21 protein-coding genes are annotated in these 25198 nt (G+C 67.4%); 17 read left to right on the forward strand and 4 right to left on the reverse strand.

Annotation, left to right across the window (positions count from 1 at the left end; all coding sequences use genetic code 11):
* Positions 1-143: 143 nt before the first annotated feature.
* The 3 genes from LLH23_04510 to LLH23_04520 all read right to left on the reverse strand — a co-directional run bounded on the left by LLH23_04510 (position 144) and on the right by LLH23_04520 (position 4433).
* Positions 144-2891 carry a hypothetical protein gene (locus LLH23_04510; GenBank protein MCE5237736.1) on the reverse strand — a complete coding sequence of 916 codons (2748 nt, stop codon included), beginning with the start codon at positions 2889-2891 and terminating at the stop codon, positions 144-146.
* Between the two features lie 63 nt (positions 2892-2954).
* Positions 2955-3380, reverse strand: a complete 426-nt coding sequence (locus tag LLH23_04515; GenBank protein ID MCE5237737.1) for a protease inhibitor I42 family protein — start codon at positions 3378-3380, stop codon at positions 2955-2957.
* A 27-nt stretch (positions 3381-3407) separates the two neighbouring features.
* Complete coding sequence (locus LLH23_04520; GenBank protein ID MCE5237738.1) at positions 3408-4433, reverse strand: hypothetical protein; 1026 nt, start codon at positions 4431-4433, stop codon at positions 3408-3410.
* 149 nt (positions 4434-4582) lie between these two features.
* On the opposite strand from LLH23_04520, the gene LLH23_04525 reads away from it, so the two are divergent.
* The 17 genes from LLH23_04525 (at position 4583) to LLH23_04605 (ending at position 21590) form a co-directional block, all read left to right on the forward strand.
* Positions 4583-6100 (forward strand): DUF2817 domain-containing protein, encoded by a 1518-nt coding sequence (locus LLH23_04525; GenBank protein MCE5237739.1) that lies wholly within the window; start codon positions 4583-4585, stop codon positions 6098-6100.
* A 67-nt stretch (positions 6101-6167) separates the two neighbouring features.
* A complete protein-coding gene (locus LLH23_04530; protein MCE5237740.1) occupies positions 6168-6935 on the forward strand; it encodes a sugar phosphate isomerase/epimerase in 768 nt (255 codons plus the stop codon).
* 53 nt (positions 6936-6988) lie between these two features.
* A complete protein-coding gene (locus tag LLH23_04535) occupies positions 6989-7699 on the forward strand; it encodes a glycosyltransferase family 2 protein (GenBank protein ID MCE5237741.1) in 711 nt (236 codons plus the stop codon).
* Positions 7700-7778: 79 nt separating this feature from the next.
* Positions 7779-7943, forward strand: a complete 165-nt coding sequence (locus LLH23_04540) for a hypothetical protein (protein ID MCE5237742.1) — start codon at positions 7779-7781, stop codon at positions 7941-7943.
* Between the two features lie 99 nt (positions 7944-8042).
* Positions 8043-8702: a methyltransferase domain-containing protein gene (locus tag LLH23_04545; protein MCE5237743.1), complete on the forward strand. Its 660-nt coding sequence runs from the start codon at positions 8043-8045 to the stop codon at positions 8700-8702.
* Positions 8703-8750: 48 nt separating this feature from the next.
* Positions 8751-9704: a uroporphyrinogen decarboxylase family protein gene (locus LLH23_04550; protein ID MCE5237744.1), complete on the forward strand. Its 954-nt coding sequence runs from the start codon at positions 8751-8753 to the stop codon at positions 9702-9704.
* 77 nt (positions 9705-9781) lie between these two features.
* Positions 9782-10816: a hypothetical protein gene (locus tag LLH23_04555; GenBank protein MCE5237745.1), complete on the forward strand. Its 1035-nt coding sequence runs from the start codon at positions 9782-9784 to the stop codon at positions 10814-10816.
* A gap of 12 nt (positions 10817-10828) precedes the next feature.
* Positions 10829-12049 carry a hypothetical protein gene (locus tag LLH23_04560; GenBank protein MCE5237746.1) on the forward strand — a complete coding sequence of 407 codons (1221 nt, stop codon included), beginning with the start codon at positions 10829-10831 and terminating at the stop codon, positions 12047-12049.
* Positions 12050-12110: 61 nt separating this feature from the next.
* The gene (locus LLH23_04565) at positions 12111-13421 is read left to right on the forward strand and encodes a hypothetical protein (protein ID MCE5237747.1); all 1311 of its coding nucleotides are present in this window, start codon (positions 12111-12113) and stop codon (positions 13419-13421) included.
* 14 nt (positions 13422-13435) lie between these two features.
* Positions 13436-15214: a long-chain fatty acid--CoA ligase gene (locus tag LLH23_04570; protein ID MCE5237748.1), complete on the forward strand. Its 1779-nt coding sequence runs from the start codon at positions 13436-13438 to the stop codon at positions 15212-15214.
* 3 nt (positions 15215-15217) lie between these two features.
* Entirely contained in the window at positions 15218-16084 is an 867-nt protein-coding gene (locus LLH23_04575; protein ID MCE5237749.1) for a hypothetical protein, read from the forward strand.
* A 4-nt stretch (positions 16085-16088) separates the two neighbouring features.
* Positions 16089-17213 carry a cellulase family glycosylhydrolase gene (locus LLH23_04580; GenBank protein ID MCE5237750.1) on the forward strand — a complete coding sequence of 375 codons (1125 nt, stop codon included), beginning with the start codon at positions 16089-16091 and terminating at the stop codon, positions 17211-17213.
* 11 nt (positions 17214-17224) lie between these two features.
* Positions 17225-17917 carry a creatininase family protein gene (locus LLH23_04585; GenBank protein ID MCE5237751.1) on the forward strand — a complete coding sequence of 231 codons (693 nt, stop codon included), beginning with the start codon at positions 17225-17227 and terminating at the stop codon, positions 17915-17917.
* A gap of 46 nt (positions 17918-17963) precedes the next feature.
* The gene (locus LLH23_04590; GenBank protein MCE5237752.1) at positions 17964-19238 is read left to right on the forward strand and encodes a hypothetical protein; all 1275 of its coding nucleotides are present in this window, start codon (positions 17964-17966) and stop codon (positions 19236-19238) included.
* Between the two features lie 44 nt (positions 19239-19282).
* Entirely contained in the window at positions 19283-20434 is a 1152-nt protein-coding gene (locus tag LLH23_04595; GenBank protein MCE5237753.1) for a hypothetical protein, read from the forward strand.
* A gap of 9 nt (positions 20435-20443) precedes the next feature.
* Positions 20444-21307 (forward strand): hypothetical protein, encoded by an 864-nt coding sequence (locus LLH23_04600; protein ID MCE5237754.1) that lies wholly within the window; start codon positions 20444-20446, stop codon positions 21305-21307.
* 64 nt (positions 21308-21371) lie between these two features.
* A complete protein-coding gene (locus tag LLH23_04605) occupies positions 21372-21590 on the forward strand; it encodes a ribbon-helix-helix domain-containing protein (GenBank protein MCE5237755.1) in 219 nt (72 codons plus the stop codon).
* A gap of 4 nt (positions 21591-21594) precedes the next feature.
* On the opposite strand, the gene LLH23_04610 is transcribed toward LLH23_04605, so the two are convergent.
* Positions 21595-25176 carry a hypothetical protein gene (locus LLH23_04610; GenBank protein MCE5237756.1) on the reverse strand — a complete coding sequence of 1194 codons (3582 nt, stop codon included), beginning with the start codon at positions 25174-25176 and terminating at the stop codon, positions 21595-21597.
* Between the last annotated feature and the right edge of the window lie 22 nt (positions 25177-25198).

Here is a 25198-nt window from a genome sequence, read left to right on the forward strand (position 1 = left end):
CATCGGGACAGCCCAGGCACGAAGCTGCCGCTCGTGGTTTCTGACCGCCGGCAACGGCGAAATGTTCCGTCACAACCGCATCTTGTTGGCGTCCTGTCCCCCCGTGGGACGGGATGTTGCCACGAAGGCTCGCCCGGACCCCACTACAGGGCTGCCCGGGCCACCTCGTCAGCCGGTGGCTCGTCGCCGTCGTCCGTAAGCAGCAGTGCATCCAGGCGCGGGTTGACGGCGGCCGTGCCGCGCCCCTCCCGGGCCACCACACGGAACGTGAACGGGCCTTTGGGCAGTTTCAGGCGGATGGGCGCTCCCGGCGCCTCGCTCGTTGAGCCGCCGCCGCGGCCCGTCCAGTGCCATTTGTCCACCCCGATGCCGCAGTTGCCGATTGCCTTCCCGCCTTCGAGCGACAGCGGCTCGGGCGGCAGCCACAGGCCAAAGGACATATCGCCCCCGCCAGGATACATGACGCGCGACCACAGCGTCCACATGCCCTCGTGCGGGATGTCCACCTTGTACTCAGCGTACCACTCCTGGGCCCGGTCGAAACTCGGGTGCGCCGCGCAGACGACGAAGTCCCCGAAGGCGCCCGGCTCGGACACCCCGGCCTTGCTGCCGAGGGTCATCTGTCCCACCAGCTTGCCGCTCTCGGCCTGGATCCACAGGCACTGCACCGGCCGATGGATGGCCTCGGCCGTCTCCAGCGCCGTCTGCAGTTGGGCCGCCGGCAGCGTCGAGATCAGCGCCAGTCGCCGGCTGCCCACATGCAGGCGCAGCTTGCCATTCAGTGCCTGGACAGGCACCGGCTGGCCGGCCACGTCCACCACGCGAAGCTGCTGCGGGGTCAACGGCAGGGCCAGGTCCGCCTCGCGGACATAGTGCCACAGAGTCGCGACGGAGCCGCCGCCCAGCGCCCCGATCGCCCCGCGCAAGTCATGACCGCCGGCGATGGTCGCTAAGGGCGTCACCGGCACGAAGTGGCGCTGCTTCCCGTCCACGACGAGTGCGAAGTCCCGGTCCTTCTCCTGCAGGCGCAGGCGGGTCTGCTCATCCACGCGCCGGTTCATGCGCAGGTCCTCGTAGGCTCCCACGATCTCCAGCACCCCGGGCGTCAGGGGGTGCTGCTCCATCTGGCCGAAGCCCGTCTCGAGCGAGATCGGGACATCGTGGCCCAGCGACTTGCACATCAGGTACTCGATCTCGTCCAGTTGCAGGCCGTCGGTGTTCTTCTGCTTGGGCCAGATCCCGAACCAGCCCAGCTCGCCCGGCATCATGTCTTCGCCGACGGACAGCATGTAGGCCACGGACTTGTTGATGTGCTCGCGCACGGTGGGCCACTTGTCAATCTGCGCCCCGGCCTGGATGGCCCCGTGCAGCGTGGCGAGGTAGACATCCACGGTGCTGCTGCGAGCGAAGGAGTGCCACAGCAGATGGGTCATGATCGTGCCCATATGGATGATCGGGCGCTTGGTGATCTTGCGCATCAGTGTCCCCTGGAAGTTGGAGACATAGGTGTTGAAGCGCGTACGGTCCACGTCCTCGCCGCCGTCGAAGTAGATCATGTCGAAGCCACAGTTGTTGAAGATCGAGGCCAGGCGGCTGGTCGTTTCATCCAGTAGCGTTGTCTCCTGGTCCACGATGTAGCCGTTGATGCAGCCATCCACGCCATAGTGGCGGGCCTCGGTCCCGGACGCGTGGGCGGCGGCCTTCGTCCCCCACGCCCCGCGCTTGCAGCCCAGGAAAGTGTCGTAGACACCCTCGGGGCCGATGCTCTCGTACTGGATGATCTCATCATCCAGGATGACCTCGCGGTGCTTGGCCACCCCGCCCTCCCACAGCTTCTGCGTGGCGACAGGGCTGCCAGGCCAATGACCTAGATCACCCGCCTTGATCTCGCTCTGGTCGGCCGTGATGCCGGCGGCGAGCGTCGTGCGACGGTCCACCCAGAAGCGCCGGTCGGGTACGGGCGTGACGTACGCATCGGTCTTGCTGATCTTCGAGGCGAAGCAGTGCATGCCCACCTTGATGCCGGCGGCGTGCAGCTTATCCACGAAGGCCTTCAGCGCCTGCTCGTCGCGGAAGCGCGTCTCGTTGAACGTGTAGTGCCCCACGTGGCGGCACCAGGAACCCGAGCCCATCATGACCTGCCTGAAGCCCGTCAGCTTGCAGTACTCGATTATCTTCTCGGCGTCCTGCTCGCCCAGCGTCATGAACCAGTACGAGCCGCGCCGCAGTTCCGTGTCCTTGGCCGGCGTGCCGCTGGCGTCCTCGTTGGTCAGGAGCCCGAAGGCGTGCGAGGCCTCGCGCAGGATCGGCTTGAGCTGCGGGGTCGGGCAGACGATCAGGGCGCAAGCCGCCCCCTCGATCTTGGGCCCGGGAGCGTCCTGGGTCTGGGCGCGGAGGGTCGAGACACCCTTGCCCCGCGCCGCCCCGCAGTCCGCCTGGTGGTTGGCCGCCATCAGGCACACGGCGCGCTGCGCGTCATAGGCTGCGCTCAGGCGCCGGCCGACCTTCTCGGTGAGGTTGACGGGGATCTGGCAGAGGGTCAGGCTCGTGGGCCGCTCGCCCGACACCCCGACGAGCTTGAGGACGAGCCAGTGAGCCGACGGTGTCACTTCATACGTCAGCTCCGTGCCCGTCTTGGCGAAGCCGAGGGTCAGCGTGTCGCCGGCCAACCGGGCCGACGAGCAGGGCCCGCTGCCCCTGGCGGTGCTGACCTGGGCGATGGGCAGATTGGCCGCCGCCACGCACAGCTCGGCCCCGTCAGCGCCCTGCAGTGACTTCCAGAGGCCTTCGTCACTCAGCGTGACCGTGGCGGTGGGCGCCTTGATGACGACATCGGCGGCGGCCAGCGAGGCAGCCGCCAGAAGGGCAACCAGCAGCGTAGTCCTGGACATGGGGGTCTCCTGGTAGAGGCTTGGGGGCCTTCAGGCCATCCGGGCGTCACGCGCCCCGGGGCGTTAGGGCACGACGTTGATGGTCAGCGTCTGCGGATCCTGGACCTCGCCGCCCGGCCACCAGCGTCCGTACTGCAAGGTCACCACGACCTGCCCCTCCTGGGCGGCCTGCAGCAGGAAGTAGCGCGTGCCTCCCCCGCCGACCAGCCACGGGCTGGCGGCATCGGCCACATAGGTGTCGCCGGCGAGGGTCAGCCCCGCCTCGGGCACCCACGTGCAGTGCCACGTGAAGCCCGTGGTGGGGTTCTCATCCAGCGCGACCTCGACCGTCTCCCCAAGGGCGAGGTTGATGGTGCCACCCAGGCCGCCCCCATCCACGCGGACCGTGGCCTCGAATGGATCGTCGGACAGGTTAGCGTTCCCGCCACCGCCACAGCCGGCCAGACACATCCCCAGAGCAACGATGGCAGCAACCTTCAGGACCTTCATAGGCTTGCCTCCCTCCTGTAGGTGCAGCTACCAGATCAGCAGTCCCTGCTGGTCTACCGAGCAGTCGAAAATGCGGGCATCGGCGTCGCGCAACGCGGTACGCACGGCGTACTCGCGGTTGGGGGCGGCCATGAAGAGCATGGCCCCGCCGCCACCGGCGCCACACACCCGCCCGCCGGTGGCGCCGGCCTTCGTGGCGATATCGTAGAGCTGCTCAATCCGCTCGTTGGTCACTTCCGGGTGCAGTCGCTTGTGCTGTTCCCAGACATTCGACAGTAGCAGCCCGATCTCGGCGATCTCGCCGGCCGCCAGACGTTGCCGGATGTCCTGCGACAGGGCGCTCATGTTCTGCAGCGCCTCGACCACCCCGGGGCGGCCCTCCTCGAAGCCCTCGGCGACCGCGTCCAGGATGACCTTGGCGGGCCGGCTGATCCCCGAGAAGCACACCACCATGCTCTTCTCCAACTCGGCCAGCCAGGCCGGAGGCATCAGCACATGGTTGACCTCCACATGCCAGCCCACGCTGTCGGGCCAGTACTTCATGAACTTCACCCCGCCACCGGTCACCGGCGAGTACTGGTCCTGCCAGCCATATGTCACCCCCAGGGCCACCGTCTCGCACTCCCGAGCCATCTCGGCCATCTCGTGGTCAGTCATGCCCCGGCCCGTCAGCGCGTCCAGCGCGGCGATGATGGAGGTGGTGATCGTGGACGAGGAGCCCAGTCCGGCGCCGGCCGGCATCTCCGAGTAGGTCGTCATCTCGATGCCGTGCTTGAGGTCGAAGCGCCGGATGATCTCCTGGGCCAGGCCCAGTTCACCATGTACGTCCAGTGCTGCGGGGTCAGGGATCTCCACCCGCTTGTCGTCGCGGTCGGGGGCGTGCAGCACGATCCGCCGGTCGTAGCGCTGCACCAGGGTGCAGTAGATGTACTTGTTGATCGTGGCATTGACGATGGCGCCCCCGAAGGCCTGGCAAGCCGGGACGTAGTCCGTCATGCCCACGAAGTCGATGCGCAGCGGCGAGCGCACGTTGATGAACTGGCGCCGGTTCATGTCCGCACTCCTGATGGCCTCAGGCGGCCGCTTTGCCCCCCGTGTGCTACTTCGGCGTCGGCTCCGGGAGTCCTTCCGCAAGAGGAGCAGCAGGCCCGCGCGGCGAAGCGGTCCTCACGCATCACCAGCTTCCCATGAGGCGAGACCACATGCCCGGCAAGCAACGCATCCTGCTGCTGTCCGACAGCCCCACCAACCAGTTCGCCCAGCACCTGGCCCTGCTCTACCCCAACCGCGTCACCGCCCTGGATTTCACCACCGAGGGCCACAGCCTGTCGGTGCTACGCAAGTATGGCTATGTCGTGACGATGGTGACCCAGCGACGCAATCTCGACAAGCTGGACTACGCTGCCGTCCGGGACTTCGCCGCGGCCGGCGGCACGGTCGCGTCGTGTCTGGCGGAGTACGCCTACTTTCTGGGCGCCTCCCTGCGCAAGTCGGTTGTCCCCGAGGGCGACATGCCCGGCCTGCGCCTCTGCCGCCGCAGCGACCTCACCGAGGGCTTCGAGGTCGGCGATGTGACCGCCTGGTTCGGCAAGGTCTCCGGCGCCGTCGGCAATGACAAGAACGAGAACCAGTACTACCAGCGGCAGATCATGGGCCTGGAGGGGCGGGAGAACCTCAGCATCCTCGGCGTCTCGACCCTCAATGCCGGCGCAGTGCTGACGGAGGAGCGCGTGGGGCCCGGACGCATCATGGCTCTGGACATGCTTAGCCCTAGAGAGCCGTTTTTCGACTCGTACGGCAGCACGTACAAGTACCTGTTTCTGGGCAACCTCATCGGCAGCACGGTCCACTATGGCAAGCACTACCCGCGCAAGCTGCCCTATGGCGAGTTGCTCGTCCACATGCAGCAGTTGGCCGCCCGGCACAAGGCGCTGACCTACACCGAGGAGGGCCGGTGCAGCGACGGGCGGCCTCTGGCGAGCCTCAGTATCGGCGACCGGCGCAAGCCTGCCTTCCTGTTCTTCAACGGCATCCACGGCTGGGAATGGGAGGCCGGCTACGGCCTGCTGCACCTGATGGAACTGCTGGCCGAGGACCCACCTGAGGGCCTGTCGCTGCAGGACTTTTACCTCAAGGTCGTCCCGCAACTGAACCCCTACGGCTACGACCACGACTTCCGCCACAACGCCAACGGTGTGGACGTGAACCGCAACTTCCCGTGCGGCTGGGAGGATTACGTCGGGGGCGACGACGTCTATCAGCCCTGGGACTTCGATTACAAGGGCCCACTGCCCGCCTCGGAGCCCGAGACACAGATCGCCATGCGGCTGATGGAGGAGGTCGGGCCGGTGTGTCTGCTGGACTTCCACACGGCCCACTATATCTTCTGCAAGACCAGCCATGGCGACCGCAAGCTGATGAGCGCCATCCACCAGGATGTACGGCGCCGCTGGAAGAACCGCTACCTGACCCAGCGACCGTACTCGACCGAGTACCAGCAGGTCAACATGGACCGCGCGACGACCTTCGGCGACACGCCGCACCTGGTCTGCCAGGGCTCGCAGCAGGGCATCCCCGCCGCGATTCTCATCGAGATGTCCGGCAATCGCACCGGGGCGCACGCGCTGGTGATGAACACCGATACGGCGATTGACATCTGCCTGTCTGCCATACAGAATGGGCTGCGGTGGGCAGCGGCACGACAGGACGCGAAGGCCTAGCCTGCACTGCTGTCAGGCACTATCCCGGTCGCTCTCACACGCCGACTCGGGGAACGGGTGATCTGAGATGAAGCTGAGTCTCCTCACATACCTGCTGGGCAAGGACATGGAGCTGTCCGAGGTGCTCGACATCTGCCGGCACGCGGACATCCCGGGCGTGGAGTTCCGCGCCGAACTCGACCACAAGCACGGTGTCGAGCTGGAGCGCACCGCTGAGGAGCGCGCCGAGATCCGCGTGCGCTGCGCCGACGCCGGGGTGGCCGTCGCCTGCGTGGCCACCAGTTGCCGCTTCGAGTACCCCGAGGCCGCCAAGCGCCAGGAGGACATTGACCGCGCGAAGCGCTACGTGGACCTGGCGGCCGATGTCGGCGCCCCGCGCATCCGCGTCTTCGGCAACGCTTTCCCCGCTGAGGGGATCAGCAAGGCCGAAGTCGTGGAGAACGTGGGGGCGGCGTTGCGCAGCATCGCCGAGCACGGCGCCACCCGCGATGTGGATGTCTGCCTGGAGATGCACGGCGACTTCTACTGGTGGGAGCATACGCTCAACGCCGTGCGCCTCGCCGACCATCCCCGCGTGGGCATCGTGCACAACTGTGATCCGCGCGAGATGAAGTTCGGCCCCATCGCCAACTTCTACGAGCCGGTCAAGACACACATCCGCCACGTGCACATGCACGACCTGGAGAACGGCTACCCGTACGCGGCGCTGATGGCGATGCTCAAGCGGGACGGCTACAGCGGCTACCTGTCGCTGGAAGCCAGCGCCAGCGAGGAGCCGCGGCGGGTCATCGCCATCTACGCCGAGCTGTTCCGCGCCTGGCTGGCCGCCCTCTAGCCGGCGTCTGTGCGAGACGGAGCCTCATACCACAGCCACACTTCGGAGCGCCCATGACTGACGCAGCAACTGCCGCCAAGCCCACCGTGTGCGTCGTGCTCCCGGTCTACAACGAGCAGGAGACCATCGGGGAGATCCTGGCCCGCGTCTACGCCAGCCCCTTCCCCTCCGAGGTCATCGTCGTGGACGACGCCTCCACGGACGGCACGGGTGACTTGCTGGTTGAGCTGCAGAAGCAGTATGGCTTCACGCTGCTCTCCCACGAGCGCAACCAGGGCAAGGGCGCGGCCCTCCGCACCGGCTTCGCCGCAATCACCAAGGACCTTGTCATCATCCAGGACGCCGACTTGGAGTACGATCCGCACGATTACCCCACGGTGCTCGAGCCGCTGCTGGAGGGCAAGGCGGATGTCGTCTTCGGTAGCCGCTTCCTGGGCGGGCCGCACCGCGTGCTGTACTACTGGCACTCGGTGGCCAACCACTTCCTGACGACCCTCTCGAACATGCTGACCAATCTGAACCTGTCGGACATGGAGGTCGGCTACAAGGCCTTCCGCCGGGAGATCCTCGACCGCATCCAGTTCAAGTCCAACCGCTTCAACTTCGAGCCGGAGTTCACAGCCAAGGTCTCGCGGCTGCGCCTGCGCATCTACGAGACCCCCATCTCCTATTCAGGCCGCACCTACGAAGAGGGCAAGAAGATCGGCTGGCGCGACGCCGTGCAGGCGATCATCGCCATCATCCGCTACCGCTTCTTCAGGTAGCGGCGCGATTCATCGCGCCGATCCCTGCCATCACGCGCCTCCGGGGCGCGACAAATCGCGCCGCTACAGGAGGCTTCTCGTGACCCCACGCGAACGCTTCGTCGCCGCCCTGAACCGCCAGCCGCTCACGGGCCTCGTGCCCCACTTTGAGCTGGTCTTCTTCCTCACCATGGAGGCCTTCGGCAAGGTCCATCCGAGCCAGCGCAGCTATGGGCAGTGGGATGACAAGGTGTGTAACTACTGAGGTTTGGGTATGTAACGAAACACCCACGGCCTGTTTCCCTACTTGTACAAACCTCAGTAAGAGAAGCGGCGACGGACGTCAGGGAAACGGGAAGAGACCATGGCCAAGCCCAGCCTGGATGTGGCTGCCCACTATGAGTATCTCGCGGAGGCCTTTGCCGATCCAGACCGGCCGAAGATGGTCGATCCGTTCCATGATCCGCCGAAGGTCGCAGCCTGGTTGGCGCAAGCGGATGGGCCTGAGTTCTGGGACACGGTCGGGGATGTGACCGGCAAGGCTGTTCTGGAGGTCGGCATCGGCACAGGCCGCGTTGCCCGGAAGATGCTGGATCGAGGCTGCGCAACGGTCACCGGTCTCGATGTCTCGCCGAGAACTCTGGCGCTGGCTAGAGCCAACCTGTGCGACGACCGGCGGGTGGATTATGTGCTTCAGGATGTCGTGGACTTCGTACGCCCGGACGCCTTCGACCTGGCCTACAGCGTCTGGACCTTCTTTCATGTTCAGGACAAGCAACGAGCACTGAGCAACATCGTGACCTCACTGAAGTCCTCGGGCCGCCTCGTGCTGTCACTCGAACAAACGCCCGAATGCCTGGATCATGGGACGCATCTGGTGCAGCAGTACCCGGTCGAGGCGGCGAGATACATCGCATGGCTGCGGGACTTGGATTGTGAGGTAGTACAGCCAGTGCCAGTGCCCGACAGGGAGCAAGAGTGTAACGCTCTCCTGACTACCATCGTCTCGGCGACTAAGCGGTGAAGCTGTCGGCGAGATTCATCTGCGCGCATCAGTCACGGAGACTCGACAATGACCCCTCGCGAACGCTTCATCGCCGCCCTGAACCGCCATCCGCTTGCAGGCCTCGTGCCCCACTTCGAGCTGGTCTTCTTCCTGACGATGGAGGCCTTCGGCAAGGTCCATCCCAGCCACCGCGCCTATGGGCAGTGGGACCAGATGGAGGAGCAGGAGCGCGACCTGCACCTCCGGGACATGGCGGGCCTCCACGTGGCGACCGCGGAGCGCTACGAGCACAGTGCCATCTTCCTGCACCCGAACCCCGCGCGGCCCGAGGTCACGCGGCGCCTGATTGACGCGGTGCGGGAGCTGTCGGGGGATCGCTACTTCCTGATGATGCACGGGGACGCGACGTACGGGATTCCCAGCGGGAAGGGCATGACGGACTTCTCGTACCGGATGGTGGACGACCCGGCGGGGCTGAAGGCGGGGGCGCAGGCGATGGTGGACAACCAGATCCGCAACGCCGAGGCGCTCGCGGCCCACGGCGGCCTCGATGGCTTCGCGCTGTGTGCCGACTACTGCCTCAACACCGGGCCTTTCCTCAGCCCCGGCCAGTTCGCCGAGTTCGTCACCCCGTACCTGGCCCGGCTCATCCAGGCCGAACGCGACCTCGGCTTCCACGTCATCAAGCACACCGACGGCAACATCATGCCGATCCTGGACCAACTGGTGCAGTGCCGGCCCCACGCCCTGCACTCGCTAGACCCCCAGGCCGGCGTGGACCTCGCCGAGGTGAAGCGCCTGTATGGCGACCAGGTCTGCCTGATCGGCAACGTCAACTGCGGCCTGATGGACACAGGCACGGAGGACGAGGTGCGGGAGAGCTGCCGCTACGCCCTCAAGCACGGCATGCCCGGCGGCGGCTACATCTTCTCGACCAGCAACTGCATCTACACAGGCATGCGCCTGTCGCGCTACGAGCTGATGCTGGATATATGGCGCGCCGAGGGCCTCTACGCATAAGCCGTTGCCGTTACTGGGACCGCGGGCATCCTGCCCGCAGCCGCTGCCGCTGGCCGTTACCCACGGGAGTTGATACCATGCGCCTCACCCTCCCCCTCCTCATCCTCGCCTCCCTCCCCCTCCACGCCGACGGCCTGCAGTGGCGCGGCGTCTGGGAGTGGTCGCTACCCAAGAAGACCGAGGCCGATCTCGTCCGCATCGCCGACAGCGCCCAGGCCCTGGGCTTCAACGCGCTGATGATGTACCCGCCCCCCGCGCTGATCGGGTTCATGCGCGACCAGTGCCACCAGCGCGGGATCAAGCTCTACTACTCCACCGTGTTCTCGTACAGCAGGCCGGAGTGGGCACAGGTGATCCTGCCCGAGGAGAAGGAGCGGGCGGCCCAGGCGCTCCCTGAAGACTACATGTACGGCGGACGCCCGGTGGAACGCGGCGAGGTCTTCACGAGCCGCCTGCCGTGCTACAACCAGCCCGAGGCGCGCGAGTACTTCCGCCAGATGGTCAGCAAGTTCGCGCAGCTTCCCGTGGACGGCCTCGCCTTCGACGCTGCCGGCTTTCAGAACTACCGCCGCTGCTACTGCCCGGTGTGCCAGGCGCAGGTCGCGGCCTATCTCCGCGCCTACCCCAGCACGACTGACCGCTACGCCGGCGACGTCGTGGCGGAGTGGACGCTGGTCAGCTTCATCAACGACATGGCCGCCGTCACACGCCAGACGAACCCGCAACTGGACCTGACGATCCATATCTACCCGTGGTTCAGCCCCCGCCCCTACTATGGCCACGGAACCGACATAGATGTCGTCGGCCAGACGGTCTCGTGGTTCTTCCGCCCCCACTGGTCGCTGGAGCGCGTGCAGAGCCTGACGGAGCAGCTCGTGCGCGACCAGCACCGCTGCTACCGCGACCACTGCGCCGCGCCGTTCATCGGCTTCGATGCCCGCCAGCAGCGCAACTACCGCTCCAGCCGGCGGATCCACCGGGAGCTGCAGATCGTCAAGCGGAGCGGCGCGCAGGCGCTGCATGTGGCCGAGTTGGGCTATCTGCTACACAAGCCGCTGATCGCGCAGGCCGTGGCGGAGGAGCTGGGCGGCAGCTACCGCGCGGACCGCTGAGAGGGAGCCCCCATGAGCCTGCAAGCCGGCGCCCGGCAAGCGCCTCTGAACCTGCCCGACGGCCCCACCACGACGGATGGCACCTCCCTGGCGGTGCGCGTGCTGGTGCTGGACGACGGGCAGACGCGACTGGCGCTGGTGTCGTTGACAGTCATCTGCCTGCGCCGCGAAGAGGCCGACCTCATCCGCGCCGCGGTGGCGGAGGCCGCCGCTGTCCCGGCGCCCCATATCCTCATCGCCTGCACGCATGTCCACAGCGGCCCGTGGGCGGTCTACTCGGGCGAGCCGCCCGTGCGGGCGGAGTTGGCCGAATGCCTGGCCCGGGCCGCCGCGGAGGCCGCGCGGCAGGCCCTGCCGCTCCAGCCTGCCACGCTCGGTGTCGCGACGAGCCACCTGCCGGGTGTCTCGCGCGTGCGCCGGGTGCTGCGCCGCGATGGCAGCGTCATCACGCTCCGCCGGGCCTGGCCGCAGTTCTGGGGCTGGGCCACGGACCCCGAGACCGTCGGTCCCGAGGAGCCGCTCGATGACCTGCTGACCGTCCTCCGTGTCGAGGGCGTGAACGGGACACCCCTTGCCGCCGTCGCGCACTTCACCGCCCACCCCATCCCCGACTTCCTCGGCTATGCGGCTGACCTCGTGGAGCGCACGCACCCCGGCGTGCCCTGTCTGCTCCTCAATGGCTGCCAGGGCACGGTGGACACCCCCTTCGAGGTCCCCCTGCGCGGCCGCACGCAGGCCGACCAGTTGCCGATCCTGGGCGACATCCTGGGGTATCGCGTCCTCGAGCAGATCGCGCGGGCGGAGACCTCGCCGGATGTGCCCCTCGGCGTGGCCTCGCAGGAGGTCTTCCTCCCGGCGCACCCGCACGTGCTGCGGAACGCCGCCGCGCGCGCGAACATCTGGCCGCGCCTGGCGGCCGAGGGGGGCTTCCACACGCTGCTGCAGGCGCTGCGGCTGGGCGACCTGGCGCTGGTGGCCATCCCGGGCGAGCCGCAGCTCAGCTTCGGCGCCCGTCTGGCCGAGGTCTCGCCCTTCCCGCTCACGCGCGCGGTGGGGCTTGCCAATGACGAGTGCGGCTACATGCTCTGGCCCGAAAGCCGCGCCCGCGGGGGCTACGAGGCCGACCCGGAGGGCTATGCCGTGACGGACGAAGGGGCGCTACAGATTCTCCTCGACACCGCCCGGGAGGCCCTGACGCAACTCCAGGCGGCAGGGCAACCGCGCACCTCGTAGCAGGTCTCCCCCTCCCCCGGAGCGAACTGCCTGACCGCATTCCGACTTGGAGAGGGTTTCTATGTCTGAGCTTATGGTCGGCGCTGCCGAGAGCGTCATCACTCCGCCCGTGGGCACTGCCCTGGCGGGCTACTTCACCCCCCGCATCTCCGAGGGCGTCATCTACGATCTGAAGGCCAAGGCCGTCATCGCCGGAGAGGGCGACCAGGCCGTGGGGATCGTCGCCTGCGATGTGATCGGCCCGCCGGCTGATCTGGTGCAGCCGGCGCGTGAGGTCTTCGAGCAGGCCACCGGCATCCCCGGCAACCGGCTACTGATCTGCGGCACCCATACCCATACCGGCCCGGAGGTCCGCCGGGGCCGGCTCATCCCCGTCAATGAGGACTACCTCGCAGGCCTGCCCGCACGCATCGCCGCGGCGGCCATCGAGGCCGCGGGCAACCGCCGCCCGTGCGCGCTGCGCATCGGGACCGATCACGAGGAGGGCCTGGCCTACAACCGCCGCTTCCGTATGCGCGACGGCTCCGAGCAGTTCGGCCCCGGCCCGGACCTGGACCACCTGGCCGGCGTGGCCGGGCCGACTGACCCCGAGCTGGGTGTGCTGGCGTTTGCCGAAGAGGGGCACGACCCCTTCGCCGTCATCGTCAACTACTCGCTGCACATTGACGTGACCAGCGGCAACCTGATCTCCGCCGACTACCCCGCGGTCATCACCGAGACCATCCGCGCCGCCTACGGCCCCGACACCATCGTGCTGTTCGTCAATGGCGCGTGTGGCAACATCAACCACGTCCCCTATCTGATGGACCGGCCCTGGCCGCTGAAGGGTAATGCGAAGTCCACACAGATCGGCCGCGCCCTGGGCGGCAAGGCGCTCAACATCGCCGAGAAGGCGCTGCCCAGCGTGGACCAGACAGTAGACGTCGAGGGCGAGATCCTCGATGTCCCCTTCTTCGACTGGCCGGACGTAGTCGAGAAGCGTGTGGCGGAGGCCCGGTCCAAGCCCGAGCCGAACTTCTTTGAGAAGACGCTACTGGCGTGGTACGAGGACTGGGACCCGCGGGGGTCGCGGCCCGTCGAGACGCAGGTCGTGCGCTTCGGCGATGCCGTGTTCTGTTCGGCCCCGGGGGAGCTGTTCGTGGAATGGGGCTTGCAGATGAAGCAGTGGTCGCCCTTCCCGTTCACCTTCGTCGCCGAGCTGGCCAACGACAGCGTCGGCTACATCCCCACCTATGAGGCATTCCGGCGCGGCGGCTATGAGACCACGCCTGTGGTCAGCGTCAAGCTCACGCCGGCCCTGGGGCAACTCGTCACGGATGCCGACTTCCGATCCTGTCAGAAGCTCTGGCGGCGCCGGGCGACGAGCAAGTAGGCGCGATGGTTCCCATGGACGAGAGCAACGCGCTGACACTCATTGACATGTTGCGGTGCAGCGCCCGGGCGCATCACGACAGCCCGGCGCTGTCCTCCTGGCACGACGGGACATGGCAGACCATCGCCTACGGCGAGCTGTGGGACCTGGTCCGACGGTTCGGCCAAGGGCTGCGTAGTCTGGGCGTCAAGCCCGGGGACCGCGTGGCTGTGGCCGCGGAGAGTTCGCCGCACTGGGTCATCGCCGACTTCGGCATCCTCGCGGCCGGGGCGATCAATACCGCCATGTTCCCCAGTCTCCCCCCGGCGCAGATGGAGTACATCCTCGCCGACAGCGGCGCCTGGCTCATTCTCGTCGGCGACGCCCAACTGCTGCAGAAGGCGCTGACCATCCGCGAGAACATGCCGGACCTGCAGATCGTCCTGCTGGACGGCGAGCCGCCCGAGGGCGCCGACGTGCTGTCCTTCGAGCATGTCGTCGAGAGGGCGGGGCCGGAGGTGGAGAACCCCCTGCCCGCCCGGCCGACGGACCTGGCCTCGCTCATCTACACCAGCGGCACGACGGGTCGGCAGAAGGGCGTCATGCTGACCCACCGCAACCTCGTGGCCAATGTCGAGCAGTGCCAGGCGGTGCTGATGTTCCAGCCCGACGATGTGCTGCTCTCGGTCCTCCCGCTCAACCATGTCTTCGAGCGCACGGCCGACTGCTACCTGCCGCTCAGTTGCGGGGCGCATGTGTACTACTGCGGCAGTCTCCGCCGCCTGCGCGAGCATCTGCCGCAGGTCCGCCCCACCTACTTCATCCTGGTCCCGCGCTTTCTGGAAGCGCTCCATGACGCCCTCGTGGACCGCATCGAGAAGGCGCCTCCGTGGCGCCGGAGTCTGATCGCCTGGGGCATGGCCGTCGGCCGGCGACGGTTGCGGCATCTGCTGGCCCATGGCACGGTCCCGCCCCACGTCGCTGCCGAGTACCGCCTGGCCGACCGCGTCGTGCTGCGCAAGATCCGTGAGGCCATCGGCCTGGACCGCTGCAAGGACGCGGTCTCCGGGGCGGCGGCGCTGCCGAGGCACCTCAACGAGTTTTTCCAGTCGCTCGGACTTGAGGTGCTGGAGGGTTACGGGCTCACGGAGGCAGCGCCCGTGGTTGCTGTGAATCGCCCTGGTGCAGTGACGGTCGGCACCGTCGGCCCACCGCTGCCGGGCGTGGAGGTGGCGCTGGGCGAACACGACGAGGTCCTCGTCCGTGGCCCCAACGTGATGGTGGGCTACTACAAGCTGCCGGAGGAGACCGACGCGGCCCTCGATGCCGAGGGATGGCTGCACACCGGCGATGTGGGCGCGATGCGCGGGGATTGCCTGTGCATCACCGACCGCCTCAAGGACCTGCTGGTGCTGACCAACGGCAAGAACGTGGCGCCCCAGCCCATCGAGATGCAGTTGTGCACCAGCCCGTACGTCACCCAGGCGGTCGTGCTCGGCGATTCGGAGAGCTACGCGACGGCGCTGATCGTGCCCGCCTTCGCGCGCCTGCGCCACTGGGCGCAGACGCAGCGTCTGTCGCTGCCCGACACGCCCGAAGAGACCATTGCCCACCAGGCCGTGCAGGACCTCATCCGCCACGAGGTCCGCCGCCTGACGGCACACCTGGCCGACTTCGAGAAGATCCGCGACCTCCGACTGCTGACGCAGGACTTCACCGTGGAGGGTGGCGAACTCACTCCCACCCTGAAGGTCAAGCGACGGGTCGTCCTGCAGACTCACCAGGCGCTGATTGCCGACATGTACGGGCGGTGATCCGTGAAAGACCTCACGATCGCGGCGATCCAGACGAACGCCCCGCTGGGGGCAGTGGAGCAGAACCTGGCGAACCATGTCCGCCTGGCGCACGAGGCCGCCGATGCCGGCGCCGAGTTGATCTGCTTCCCGGAGTTGGGGATCACGGGCCACTGGTGCGCGGGCGCAGTCTGGGCCGCCGCCGAGCCCGTGCCCGACGGTCCCAGCACGCGCCGTCTGCTGGACCTGGCCGCCGAGCGCGAGGTCTTCATCAGCTTCGGCCTGGCCGAACGCGATCGCGGGATTGCGTACAACACGCAGGTGGTCGTCGGCCCGGCCGGCCTGGTCGGCAAGCAGCGCAAACTGCACATGTCCGCCGACGAGTACTTCCACTTCCGCACCGGCGCCGAGGTCGTCGTGCTCGACCTGGGCAAGTGCGTGCTCGGCCTCGGCATCTGCTATGACAACATGTTCCCCGAGGTGGCGCGCATCGCGGCGCTCCGGGGCGCCGAAGTGTACCTAATGCCCCACGCCGCGCGCTGCGGCAGTTGGCCGAACACTGCCCGCCGCCAGGCCCAACGCATCTCTCCCCTCAAGACCGTCTGGCGCAAGTGCTACACTGCCCGGGCGTACGACAACGGCATGTTCGTCATCGCCAACAACCAGGTCGGCCACGCCGGTGATGAGCCCGAGACCAACCACGCCGGCGGCATCCTCGTCTTCGACCCCAACGGCGACGTGATCGCCGAGTCGCAGACCCAGCGCTTCACCGAAGAGATGGTCGTGGCGCGGCTGAAGGCTCGAGCCTACGAGGCCCGGCGCACCGGCTGCTGCTTCAACCTACAGACCCGGCGCCCGGAGATCTACGGCGACCTGTGCACGGGAGACTGACGCGATGGCGCGGCTACTCGTAGTGGCCTTGCTGCTGCTGCCCGTGGCCACGGCGCTGGCCCAGCCCTACGGCCTGCACGTGGATGAGGAAGGCCGCCTGCTCAAGGACGGCAAGCCCTACCGCGGCTACGGCGTCAACTGGTACGATGTCTTCCTGAAGCTGCTCGCCGACAAGAACTGGACGGGCTACGATAGCGGCTTCCAGCAACTGGCCGCTGCGAAGGTACCTTTCGTGCGCTTCATCGCCTGCGGTTTCTGGCCCAAAGACGCCCGGCTCTACCTCGACGACCCGACCGAGTTCTTCCGCCGCCTGGATCTCATCGTGAGGTCTGCCGAACAGCATGGCGTCGGTCTCATTCCCTCTCTGTTCTGGCACACGCCGACTGTCTGCGACCTCGTCGGGGAGACCTGCGACCAGTGGGGGAACCCACAGAGCAGGACCCAGGAGTACATGCGCCGCTACGTGCGTGACGTTGTGACCCGCTACCAGGATTCCCCGGCGATCTGGGCCTGGGAGTTCGCCAACGAGTACAACCTGGGGGCGAACCTGCCCAACGCGAGGGAGCACCGTCCGGCGGTCTGGCCCAACCTCGGCACCGCCGTTGCCCGCTCTGAGAAGGACGAGTGGACCTACGAGATCATCCGCACCGTCTTCGCCCCCTTCGGCCAGGAGGTGCGCAAGTACGACCCCTACCGCGCCCTCAGCTCAGGAGACAGTGTCGTCCGCGCTGGTGCGTGGCACAACTGGACAGAGAAGACGTGGGGGCCGGACACGCTCGAGCAGCAGATCGAGATGACGATCGCCGACAACCCCGCGCCGGTTGACCTCGTCAGCGTTCACATCTACCCCAGCGCCCTCCCGCAGTTGCCGATGGCGGTCCAGGCAGCGAAGCGCATGCGCAAGCCGCTCTTCGTCGGCGAGTTCGGCGCCCCCGGGCCGCCGGAGAAGAGCGAGGCGCCCTTCCGGGAGCTGCTCAAGGCCCTGGAGGACCAGGGCGTGCCGCTGGCCGCCCTGTGGACCTTCGGCGGCAACCAGAAGGACACGTATACGGTGACCGTCGAGGGGGACCGCGCCTATCAGTTGCAGTCCCTGACCGAGGCCAATGCACGCCTGCAAGGCACGCCGTGAGAGGAGTTACCATGCCCAGGGTCCGCTACGAAGAGATGCTCCCGCACGAACTCGATGCGGCCGTAGCCGCCTTCCCGGTGGCCTACTGTGCCTTCGGCTCGCTCGAATGGCACGGCCAGCATCTGCCGCTGGGCAATGACACGCTCAAGGCCGACACCCTCCTGCGCATGACCGCCGAGAAGTACGGCGGGGTGGTGGTGCCGCCGACCTACTGGGGGTTCCTGGAGCCCTGGCACCCCTGGACGTCGTCCGGACTGGGTGCGACCATCACCGAACTGCTCTATCGCCGCATCTTCGAGTGTCTCGTCGAGGTCGGCTTCCGAGCCGTGATCGGTGTGACCGGCCACGACGTGGACCCTCAGCGCGCGGCGATCCAGAAGGCCGTGGAGGCCATCAAGGAGAACACTGGCGCAACCGGCTTCGCGATGGAGGAGGGCGACTTCTACGACCTCACCCAGGACAGGATGGACCACGCGGCCCACTGGGAGACATCGCTGCTGATGTACCTGCGCCCGGAGCTGGTGGACCTATCGCGGATCGCCGGCGAGGATCTGACGACCGACGAGGGCCGCAGGGCGGCCGGCATCTTCGGCAAGGACCCGCGCCAGTTCGCCTCCCGCGAGCTGGGCGAGACCATCGCCAACGCCATCGTGGACTTCATCGGCCACAAGGCGCAGGAGCTGCTGGCCGAACTCGTCCGTTAGCCGTTCCCGATTCCAGATTCGCGATACCCGTACCCCGGAGCCTCCCATGACCCCTCGCGAACGTTTTCTCGCCATCGCCAAGCACCAGCCCGTAGACCGCATGCCGTATGCCTTTGGCGGTCCGCGCGCCTCGACCTTCGCCGCCTGGCGCAAGCAGGGCCTGAGTGAAGAGCAGCAGCGCAACTGGCACATCTTCACCGGCGCCGACGGCGGCATGGGCCTCGGCAAGCTCTACTGCGGCCCGGTCCCGCCCATGGAAGAAGTGGTCATCAAGGAGGAGGGCAACTACCGCTGGTGGCGCGACCACTGGGGCGTGTTGCGCAAGGACGCCATCAAGCAGCCCACCGATGGTTTTGTGACGCGCAGCTACATCGAGCACTTCGTCAAGGACCGGGCCACGTGGGAGGAGATGAAGACCCACTTCGACCCGCACTCGCCCGAACGCACCGGCCCGGGCGGCGATGGCGCCCCGCTGACGGACCTGAACCCCAACAAGTACCGCCACGTCGGCGACGGCCCCGGGTGGCAGGCGTATGTCGAGCAGGCCAATGCCAGCGAGTACCCCGTCGGCCTCACGGTGCCCTTCCTGTACTGGACGCTGCGCGACATGTGCGGCTTCGAGGGCCTCTCCATGATGTTCTACGACCAGCCCAAGCTCATCCACGAGATGATGGAGTACTGGACCTGGTTCGTCATGGAGCTGCTGGAGGAGCCGCTGTCGCACATCACGGTGGATCACATCATCCTCAACGAGGACATGGCCTACAAGGGCCAGTCCATGATCTCTCCGGCCCACATGCGCGAGTTCATGCTGCCGCGCTACAAGCGCCTCTACACGTTCCTGAAGGAGAAGGGCGTCGCAGTCGTAGACATGGACTCCGACGGCTACAACGGGCAGATCCTGCCGGTCATGTACCCCGGAGCGATTGACGGCATCCAGCCCATTGAGATCGCCGCCGGCAACGACCCCGAGGTCATCCTGCGCGAGAACCCCGGCATCTACATCCAGGGCGGCATTGACAAGCGCGAGCTACGCTTCGACAAGGCCCGGGCCCGCGTGGAGGTCGCCCGGCGCTACAAGGTCGCACGCGAGTACGGCGGCTACATCCCCACCGTGGACCACGGCGTCCCGCCGGATATCCCCCTGCGCACGTTCCTGTACATGGTGGAGCTGCTCAAGGGCTTTGCCGACGATGAGGACCTCGACACATACGAGCCGCCGTGCGAGCTGGAGCAGCAACTGGGCCCCATCGAGGAGATGTTCGACCCGCGCCAGGCCATCGCCGCCGCCTATGGCATGGACGACGGCCCGGAGGGCTGACGTAGGAGCGCCAGCTTCCAGCTGGCAGTCGTGAGGAGGCGCCCATGTGGCAATGGCTGACAGCAACCACACTCCTGATGGGAGTGGCCGTCCTGCCCGCCCTGTCTCGCGAAGACGACGTCCCCCTGCCTGACCTCGGACAGACGTGGGTGGAGATCGGCGGCCAGACCTACGGGGCGAAGCCTGACGCCACCGGCCCGATTGGCGGCGGGCCCGGCTACACGAGGATCGTGACCGACGGCCAGCACAAGGTGAAGACCCCCGAGGAGCTGGTCGCGGCTCTGGCCAAGGCGCAGGCGGGAGAGGTCGTGTTCATTGACCCGCAGGCGGAGCTGGACTTCACCACACTGGTCTATGCCGAGAAGCTCACGCTGAAGGTCCCCGGGGGCGTGACCATCGCGAGCAACCGGGGGCAGGACGGCTCACCGGGCGCCCTGCTCTACACTGACGCCTTCCAGACGCGCCCGCTGTTCACGGTCCTGGGTCCCGACGTCCGCTTCACGGGCCTGCGCCTGCGCGGGCCGGACCCCAAGCGTCGGATGGATCACCACCGCCGCTCCTTCAGCAGCGGGCGCGAAGCCAAAGACGCGAGTGCGTACTACTACGCCTTCCCGGTCTCCGAGGGGATCTTCACCGACCAGCCCGGTCTGGAAGTGGACAACTGCGAACTGTCGGGCTTCAGCCACGCCGCGCTCATGCTCTCCGCCGGCGACCGCCATCACATCCACCACAACTACATCCATCACAACCAGTATCACGGGTTGGGCTACGGTGTGGACCACGGCTACGGGGCGAACTCGGTGTCGCTCATCGAGGACAACATCTTCGACTACAACCGCCATTCCATCGCCGGGACGGGCAAGCCCGGCAACGCCTACGAAGCGAGCAACAACGTCGAGATGGGCCACGCGAACGGCCACTACTTCGACATGCACGGCGGGAGCGACCGCGGGGACGGCACGACCGTCGCCGGGGACTGGATGAAGGTCCACCACAACACCTTCATGCTCTCCGAACAGGCCACGATCGTCATCCGTGGCGTGCCCCAGCAGCAGGCTGACATCCACCACAACTGGTTCGCTCATACAGCAGTCAGTGGCCCTGTCCGCCCCTGGCCCGTCGGTGGCGAGACACACGTGACCTGCCACGACAACGCCTACGGCCGCGACAAGCCGGCCGTGCTGGCGACGCAGTAGGAGCACACGATGGCCGGCTGGGCCTGCGTCCTGACACTCGATCAAACGCGGCAGCCTGTTCAGGGCAGCGCCGAGGCCCTCGTTGCCGCCATCGGCAACGCCGCCGACCTCCGTATCGCCACCGCCTTCCGCCACAATGAGCACATTGACACGCTGTCCGACAGCGCCGAGCTCATCGAGGAAGTCGCGGAGTTCGGCGTCACGTACCTCGTGGACAACCGCTGGGCCGCAGGCATCATGAGCCTGCGCCAGCCGGTGGAGCTGCCGCACGGCTTCGGCGAGCGCCCCTCGATGTCGTTCTTCATGTACAACCAGAACGGCGAGCAGGCCATCGCCCGGCCATACCTGGACGGCCAACCCACGAGCGGCACGCGCGGGCCGTCCACCCCGGCCGCACCAGAGAACATGCCCCGCTACCATGCGTTCGACAACTGGGATGCAGAGACCAACGCCCCCAGTCATAACTTCACCTATGACTTCGACGTCTTCCGCTACCGCGTGCGGGATGACTGGCAACAGGTGCAAGGCGAGGAGTTGGTCGAGGCCTTCCGCGGCGGTTGCGCGCTCAAGATCGGCGTCAGCGGGCTGTGCGATGATCTGGCGCTTGATGGAGAGACGCCCCTCCCCCACGAGGTGTTCGTGCAGACCGGCTCAGCCTACTACTACACCGAGCAGCACCTGTTGATGGTCGGCTCGCATCCTGTGGTCCGGGTGCGGCCCGCCATCCCGATGCGCTACGCCACCGGCAACTGGGACTTCGGCTGGCTCTTCGCGCGGACCGACGGCCACGTCGTCTACCGCCGCTGCGACCCCTACACGCTGCGCTTCGCCGACCGGACGTTCCGCCGCCCGGTCCGGTGGTTCGCAAGGTAATCTGAAGGGGTGGAGGTATGCGACGCAGAAGGGACGAAGTTGTACCACTCACGGAGACAACATCATGCCCAGCCGCGTGACGATCAAGATCCCTGAACCGCTGTACGTGCGCCTGAAGAGGATCATCGAGGGCACCGGCTTCTCCAGCGTGACGGAGTTCGTCGTCTACGTCCTGCGCGACCTGGCGGCTGCGCATGATGCCCGCGGAGGCTCCGCCGAACCCACAGAGGCCGAGATGCGCGTCATCATCGAGCGCCTCAAGGCCCTCGGCTACCTGGACTAACACGCTACGGCGCCGTCAGCTTCGCCACGGTCCCATCGGCCGCGGCGGCCAGCACCCCTTCCCCGGTGGCGATCAGGCCTGTCACAGCCGCCGGCGCTACCTCGCACTGACCGACCACCTTGCCCGTCACCGCCTCCATGGCCCACGCCCGCCCTCGCTTCGTGCCGACCCACACGACCTCCTGGCCACCCAGCTTGCCCACCGCCAGCGCCGTGACCTTGTCCCCCACCACCTGGCACCACTGCGTCTCCAGGCCGATCCACTCGTTCCTGGGCGCTGCCGCGCAGCGATAGGCGATGACGGCCCCCATATCCGTCGCGCCATAGCCCCACGGGAAGCCCGCGGCCGGCTGCCACGAGGTCAAGTGCAGGTGGCACCCGGTCCGGCGCACGCCGCTCGTCCCGGCGTTGGGCCCGTGCGCCCAGAAGGCGTACAAGTACTTGTCGGTGCCCAGCAGCATCTGCGGGTGGCCGGAGCCGAACAGGTCGGTCAGCAGGGCGCAGTGCGGCCGGTCAATGTTCATCCCGTAGTGCTTCTCGGGGTTGTAGTCCGTCGGCAGGATCACCTGGCCGGCGGCGTCGAACACCAGCGCGACGGGGTAGCTGTAGTTGAACAGGGCCAGGATGTCGTCCCGCCCGTCGCCGTTGACATCGGCGATGTCGCCCGACTGGAAGTCGCCCACGATCATCTTGCGCCAGTAGCGCAGGTACTTCTCCCACTTCACCCGGCCCGTGCGATCCAGGCAGTGCACGTAGTTCGCTCCGACGATGATCTCCGGCTGCTCGTCGTGCTCGAGGTCGGCGATCCGCACCCAGTCCACCGCCGGCGGTGCGTAGCTGGCCGTGGCCGTCTTGCACCGGAAGCGCCACAGCTCCTTGCCATCATCATCCAGCGCGTACACCTGCTCGTCGTCGCACCCGGCGACGATCTCCAGGCGCGGGTCGTTGTCCAGGTTGCCCACGTCGAGCGCCCGGCAAGCCTGTGGCAGCCGGAACTGCCACAGCAGCTTGCCGTCGGCCGTGCTGCAGCTCACCCCCGCGGGTCCATACCCCACCCACTCGTCCTTGCCATCACCATTGACGTCGGCCACCCGCAGCCCGTGCAGCGCCTGAGCCAGCTTTGCCGTGCATGCCGTCACGCCGAACGCCGCAGCCGGGGCCGGGGCCGCGCTCTGGGGCTGAGCCAGCGCTCGCAGGTCGGCACACACCGCCGCCAGGGCCGGCTGGGCCTGCAGTTCCCGCAGCGCCGCCTGCAGTTCATCACGCAGCGGCGGCGCCTGGTCGAGCGCCGCCTCACTCTCCCCGGCCCGCAGCAGGCCGATGAAGCCGAGCGTCTCACCGGCCTTCAGATCGGCCGCCAGGTCCTCCTGCAACACCGTGGCCTGCGGCGTCGCGTGGCGGTACCACATCTGCCACTCTTCCGCGTTCTGGTACGGCTCCTGCACGACATCCATGCTGGCGCCGGGAGTGAAGACGATGTCACAGGCCTTCCCCGCCTGCTTGAGGCGCAGGCGGTCCGGCTGCAGGGCGTAGTCGCCCAGCCCACGGAAGCTCCGCCGCACCACATACCGCCCCGGCTCGCGGGCAATGACCCGATCGGCCACGATGAAGCTGGCCCCCCGATGCCAGATGATCGTGCGCTCCCAGTCCGCCCCGGAGTAACCGCTGAACACGGTCTGGCACAGGCTGTAGCGCGGCCCCTCAACGAACTGCTTCAGCTTCGCCTCGTGGACGCGATACGATACCTGCCCGTCGCGCATGATGTACAGGCCCGAATGGTCCTTGATGCCGCGCTCGGCGTACGTGTGATCCACCAGCCACATGCGGCCCTGGGCGGTGAAGTTGACGATCGTGTTGACGTCCTCGTGCATGTGGCCGGCCGGGCCGTCGGGGTATCCCTCCAGACTCCCGAACTTCCCTGCTCCGTCGAGCAGCAGGTACTGGTCCTCGGGCTTGAGGCCCGAGCGGAAGACGATCTTGTTGAACCACTCGTCACCGACGCCCTCGTTCGGGCACGTCACGAACTCCTTGCTGCCTTCGCCCTTGCGCAGCGTTTGCTTGACGATCGCGAACCGCTTCATGCCGATCCAGTCGGTCGGCTCCTGCGGCGTGACGCTCAAGTCCACCGGCAGGCTCTTCTGGAAGATGCGCAGCCCGCAGGCCGCCGGCAGGAACTCCCGGGAGGCCCAGGCGAGCTTCGGGTCGCGGGTGAACCACGCCACGGGCGCAATCGCCTCGAAGAACTCGGGATGCACAAGCGAGGGCGAGTCCCCGAAGCCGGTGGCCAGCCCGAGGTTGTTGACACAGCACTGGGCGATGAACTCGGCGTACGTGCGCGCGATGCCCAGATCGAAGAAACGCAAGTCGCGCGCCCCGCAGGCATACAGCATGGTGCTGTGCGGGCAGTAATTCAGGTAACCCGAGGCGTCTTCGAGGATCTGGTGGCTGTGGCACTGCCCGGCGAAGGTCGCCCGTGCCACGCTCATCCAATACGCGGTGTCGGGCAACTGGTAGTACTTGTCGAAGTACTGCCACGCCCGAAAGCTCATGGCGGCGGAGCTGGTGCCGTGGTTCTCATCCACGACCTGCACGAAGCCCTGCTTCACCAGTTCGTGCACAGCCCGCTTCTCGGGCCCCACCCGCGCATCGGCCAGCAGCGCGTTGGCAATCGCCAGCCGGTCCTCGTCGCTCCACACCGGCAGCTCCTCCAGCACATCCCACATCGGCGTCAGCACGCTGGCGACGCCCTCCTGCTCCGGCCCCGTCGCGGGCCGGGTCAGCAGCGCCCGGTTGGCGTCCACGAGCTGCTTCATCAGCGGCGGCAGGTCGGCGTTGCCGGTGCGCAGCCACGTGTCGCCGAGGCGAGCGAGTGCGGCCATCAGGCTCAGGAAGTTGCCCCCCTGGCTGGCGATGAGGCGCCCCTGCTCGTCCATGAAGCCTCCCGCCTGCAGGAACGTGCGGAAGTACGTGAGGTCGCTGTATTGCGGTTGGCGCTTGGAGCCGGCGGCGTCCGGCGGCGGGGGAAAAAAGCGGAGTGTGACAGGGGTGAACTTCACCTCATTGACGGGCTGCGGGAGCACGACCTCGCCACGGGGCGGCACGTGCCTGGACAGGAAGCCCTGCACTGCCAGTCGCACACCTGCCTCGTCCGATCCCGCCAGCTCCAGCACGTTCACGCCGGTGGCGAAGGGGTCGTGCACCGTGCGGACGACGCTGCCGCCGGGGCCGGGGAACAGGGAGTCTTCAGCGACGTAGCCCTGTCCCCACAGCACCGCCAGCAGACGATTGGTGTTGACATTGCCCAGCGCCACGAGGTGGCGCTTCCCGGCCCGCGCCAGGTCAAGCGCCCAGTGCTCGGAGACCAGATCGGTGTCGCGGATGGTCTCGGGCTTCGCGCCATGCGTCGCCAGCGCCGCGGCCAGCTCCTCCCCCACTGGGCGCAGGCCCTCGGGGCACACGATGGCGCACCGGGCCTGCCCGCCGACGATCAGTTCGGTCCGCGGGACCAGGGGCTTGAGCTGCGTGATGGGCTGGGCCTGCGCGGGCAGGCAGGCCAACAACGTCACCAACGCCAGGAAGCTCCGCATGGCACGCCTCCGCCCCCCTCGA

The organism is bacterium, assembly GCA_021372615.1.
Lineage (GTDB): Bacteria > Armatimonadota > Zipacnadia > Zipacnadales > UBA11051 > JAJFUB01.

What these genes read in the sequence shown, in the direction of transcription:
- LLH23_04530 (MCE5237740.1), top strand. Translation starts at nt 6,168, where the DNA reads ATGAAGCTGAGTCTCCTCACATACCTGCTGGGCAAGGACATGGAGCTG.
- LLH23_04535 (MCE5237741.1), top strand. Translation starts at nt 6,989, where the DNA reads ATGACTGACGCAGCAACTGCCGCCAAGCCCACCGTGTGCGTCGTGCTC.
- LLH23_04595 (MCE5237753.1), top strand. Translation starts at nt 19,283, where the DNA reads ATGTGGCAATGGCTGACAGCAACCACACTCCTGATGGGAGTGGCCGTC.
- LLH23_04585 (MCE5237751.1), top strand. Translation starts at nt 17,225, where the DNA reads ATGCCCAGGGTCCGCTACGAAGAGATGCTCCCGCACGAACTCGATGCG.
- LLH23_04510 (MCE5237736.1), bottom strand. Translation starts at nt 2,891, where the DNA reads ATGTCCAGGACTACGCTGCTGGTTGCCCTTCTGGCGGCTGCCTCGCTG.
- LLH23_04515 (MCE5237737.1), bottom strand. Translation starts at nt 3,380, where the DNA reads ATGAAGGTCCTGAAGGTTGCTGCCATCGTTGCTCTGGGGATGTGTCTG.
- LLH23_04590 (MCE5237752.1), top strand. Translation starts at nt 17,964, where the DNA reads ATGACCCCTCGCGAACGTTTTCTCGCCATCGCCAAGCACCAGCCCGTA.
- LLH23_04565 (MCE5237747.1), top strand. Translation starts at nt 12,111, where the DNA reads ATGTCTGAGCTTATGGTCGGCGCTGCCGAGAGCGTCATCACTCCGCCC.
- LLH23_04600 (MCE5237754.1), top strand. Translation starts at nt 20,444, where the DNA reads ATGGCCGGCTGGGCCTGCGTCCTGACACTCGATCAAACGCGGCAGCCT.
- LLH23_04610 (MCE5237756.1), bottom strand. Translation starts at nt 25,176, where the DNA reads ATGCGGAGCTTCCTGGCGTTGGTGACGTTGTTGGCCTGCCTGCCCGCG.
- LLH23_04605 (MCE5237755.1), top strand. Translation starts at nt 21,372, where the DNA reads ATGCCCAGCCGCGTGACGATCAAGATCCCTGAACCGCTGTACGTGCGC.
- LLH23_04560 (MCE5237746.1), top strand. Translation starts at nt 10,829, where the DNA reads ATGAGCCTGCAAGCCGGCGCCCGGCAAGCGCCTCTGAACCTGCCCGAC.
- LLH23_04580 (MCE5237750.1), top strand. Translation starts at nt 16,089, where the DNA reads ATGGCGCGGCTACTCGTAGTGGCCTTGCTGCTGCTGCCCGTGGCCACG.
- LLH23_04550 (MCE5237744.1), top strand. Translation starts at nt 8,751, where the DNA reads ATGACCCCTCGCGAACGCTTCATCGCCGCCCTGAACCGCCATCCGCTT.
- LLH23_04525 (MCE5237739.1), top strand. Translation starts at nt 4,583, where the DNA reads ATGCCCGGCAAGCAACGCATCCTGCTGCTGTCCGACAGCCCCACCAAC.
- LLH23_04545 (MCE5237743.1), top strand. Translation starts at nt 8,043, where the DNA reads ATGGCCAAGCCCAGCCTGGATGTGGCTGCCCACTATGAGTATCTCGCG.
- LLH23_04520 (MCE5237738.1), bottom strand. Translation starts at nt 4,433, where the DNA reads ATGAACCGGCGCCAGTTCATCAACGTGCGCTCGCCGCTGCGCATCGAC.
- LLH23_04570 (MCE5237748.1), top strand. Translation starts at nt 13,436, where the DNA reads ATGGACGAGAGCAACGCGCTGACACTCATTGACATGTTGCGGTGCAGC.
- LLH23_04555 (MCE5237745.1), top strand. Translation starts at nt 9,782, where the DNA reads ATGCGCCTCACCCTCCCCCTCCTCATCCTCGCCTCCCTCCCCCTCCAC.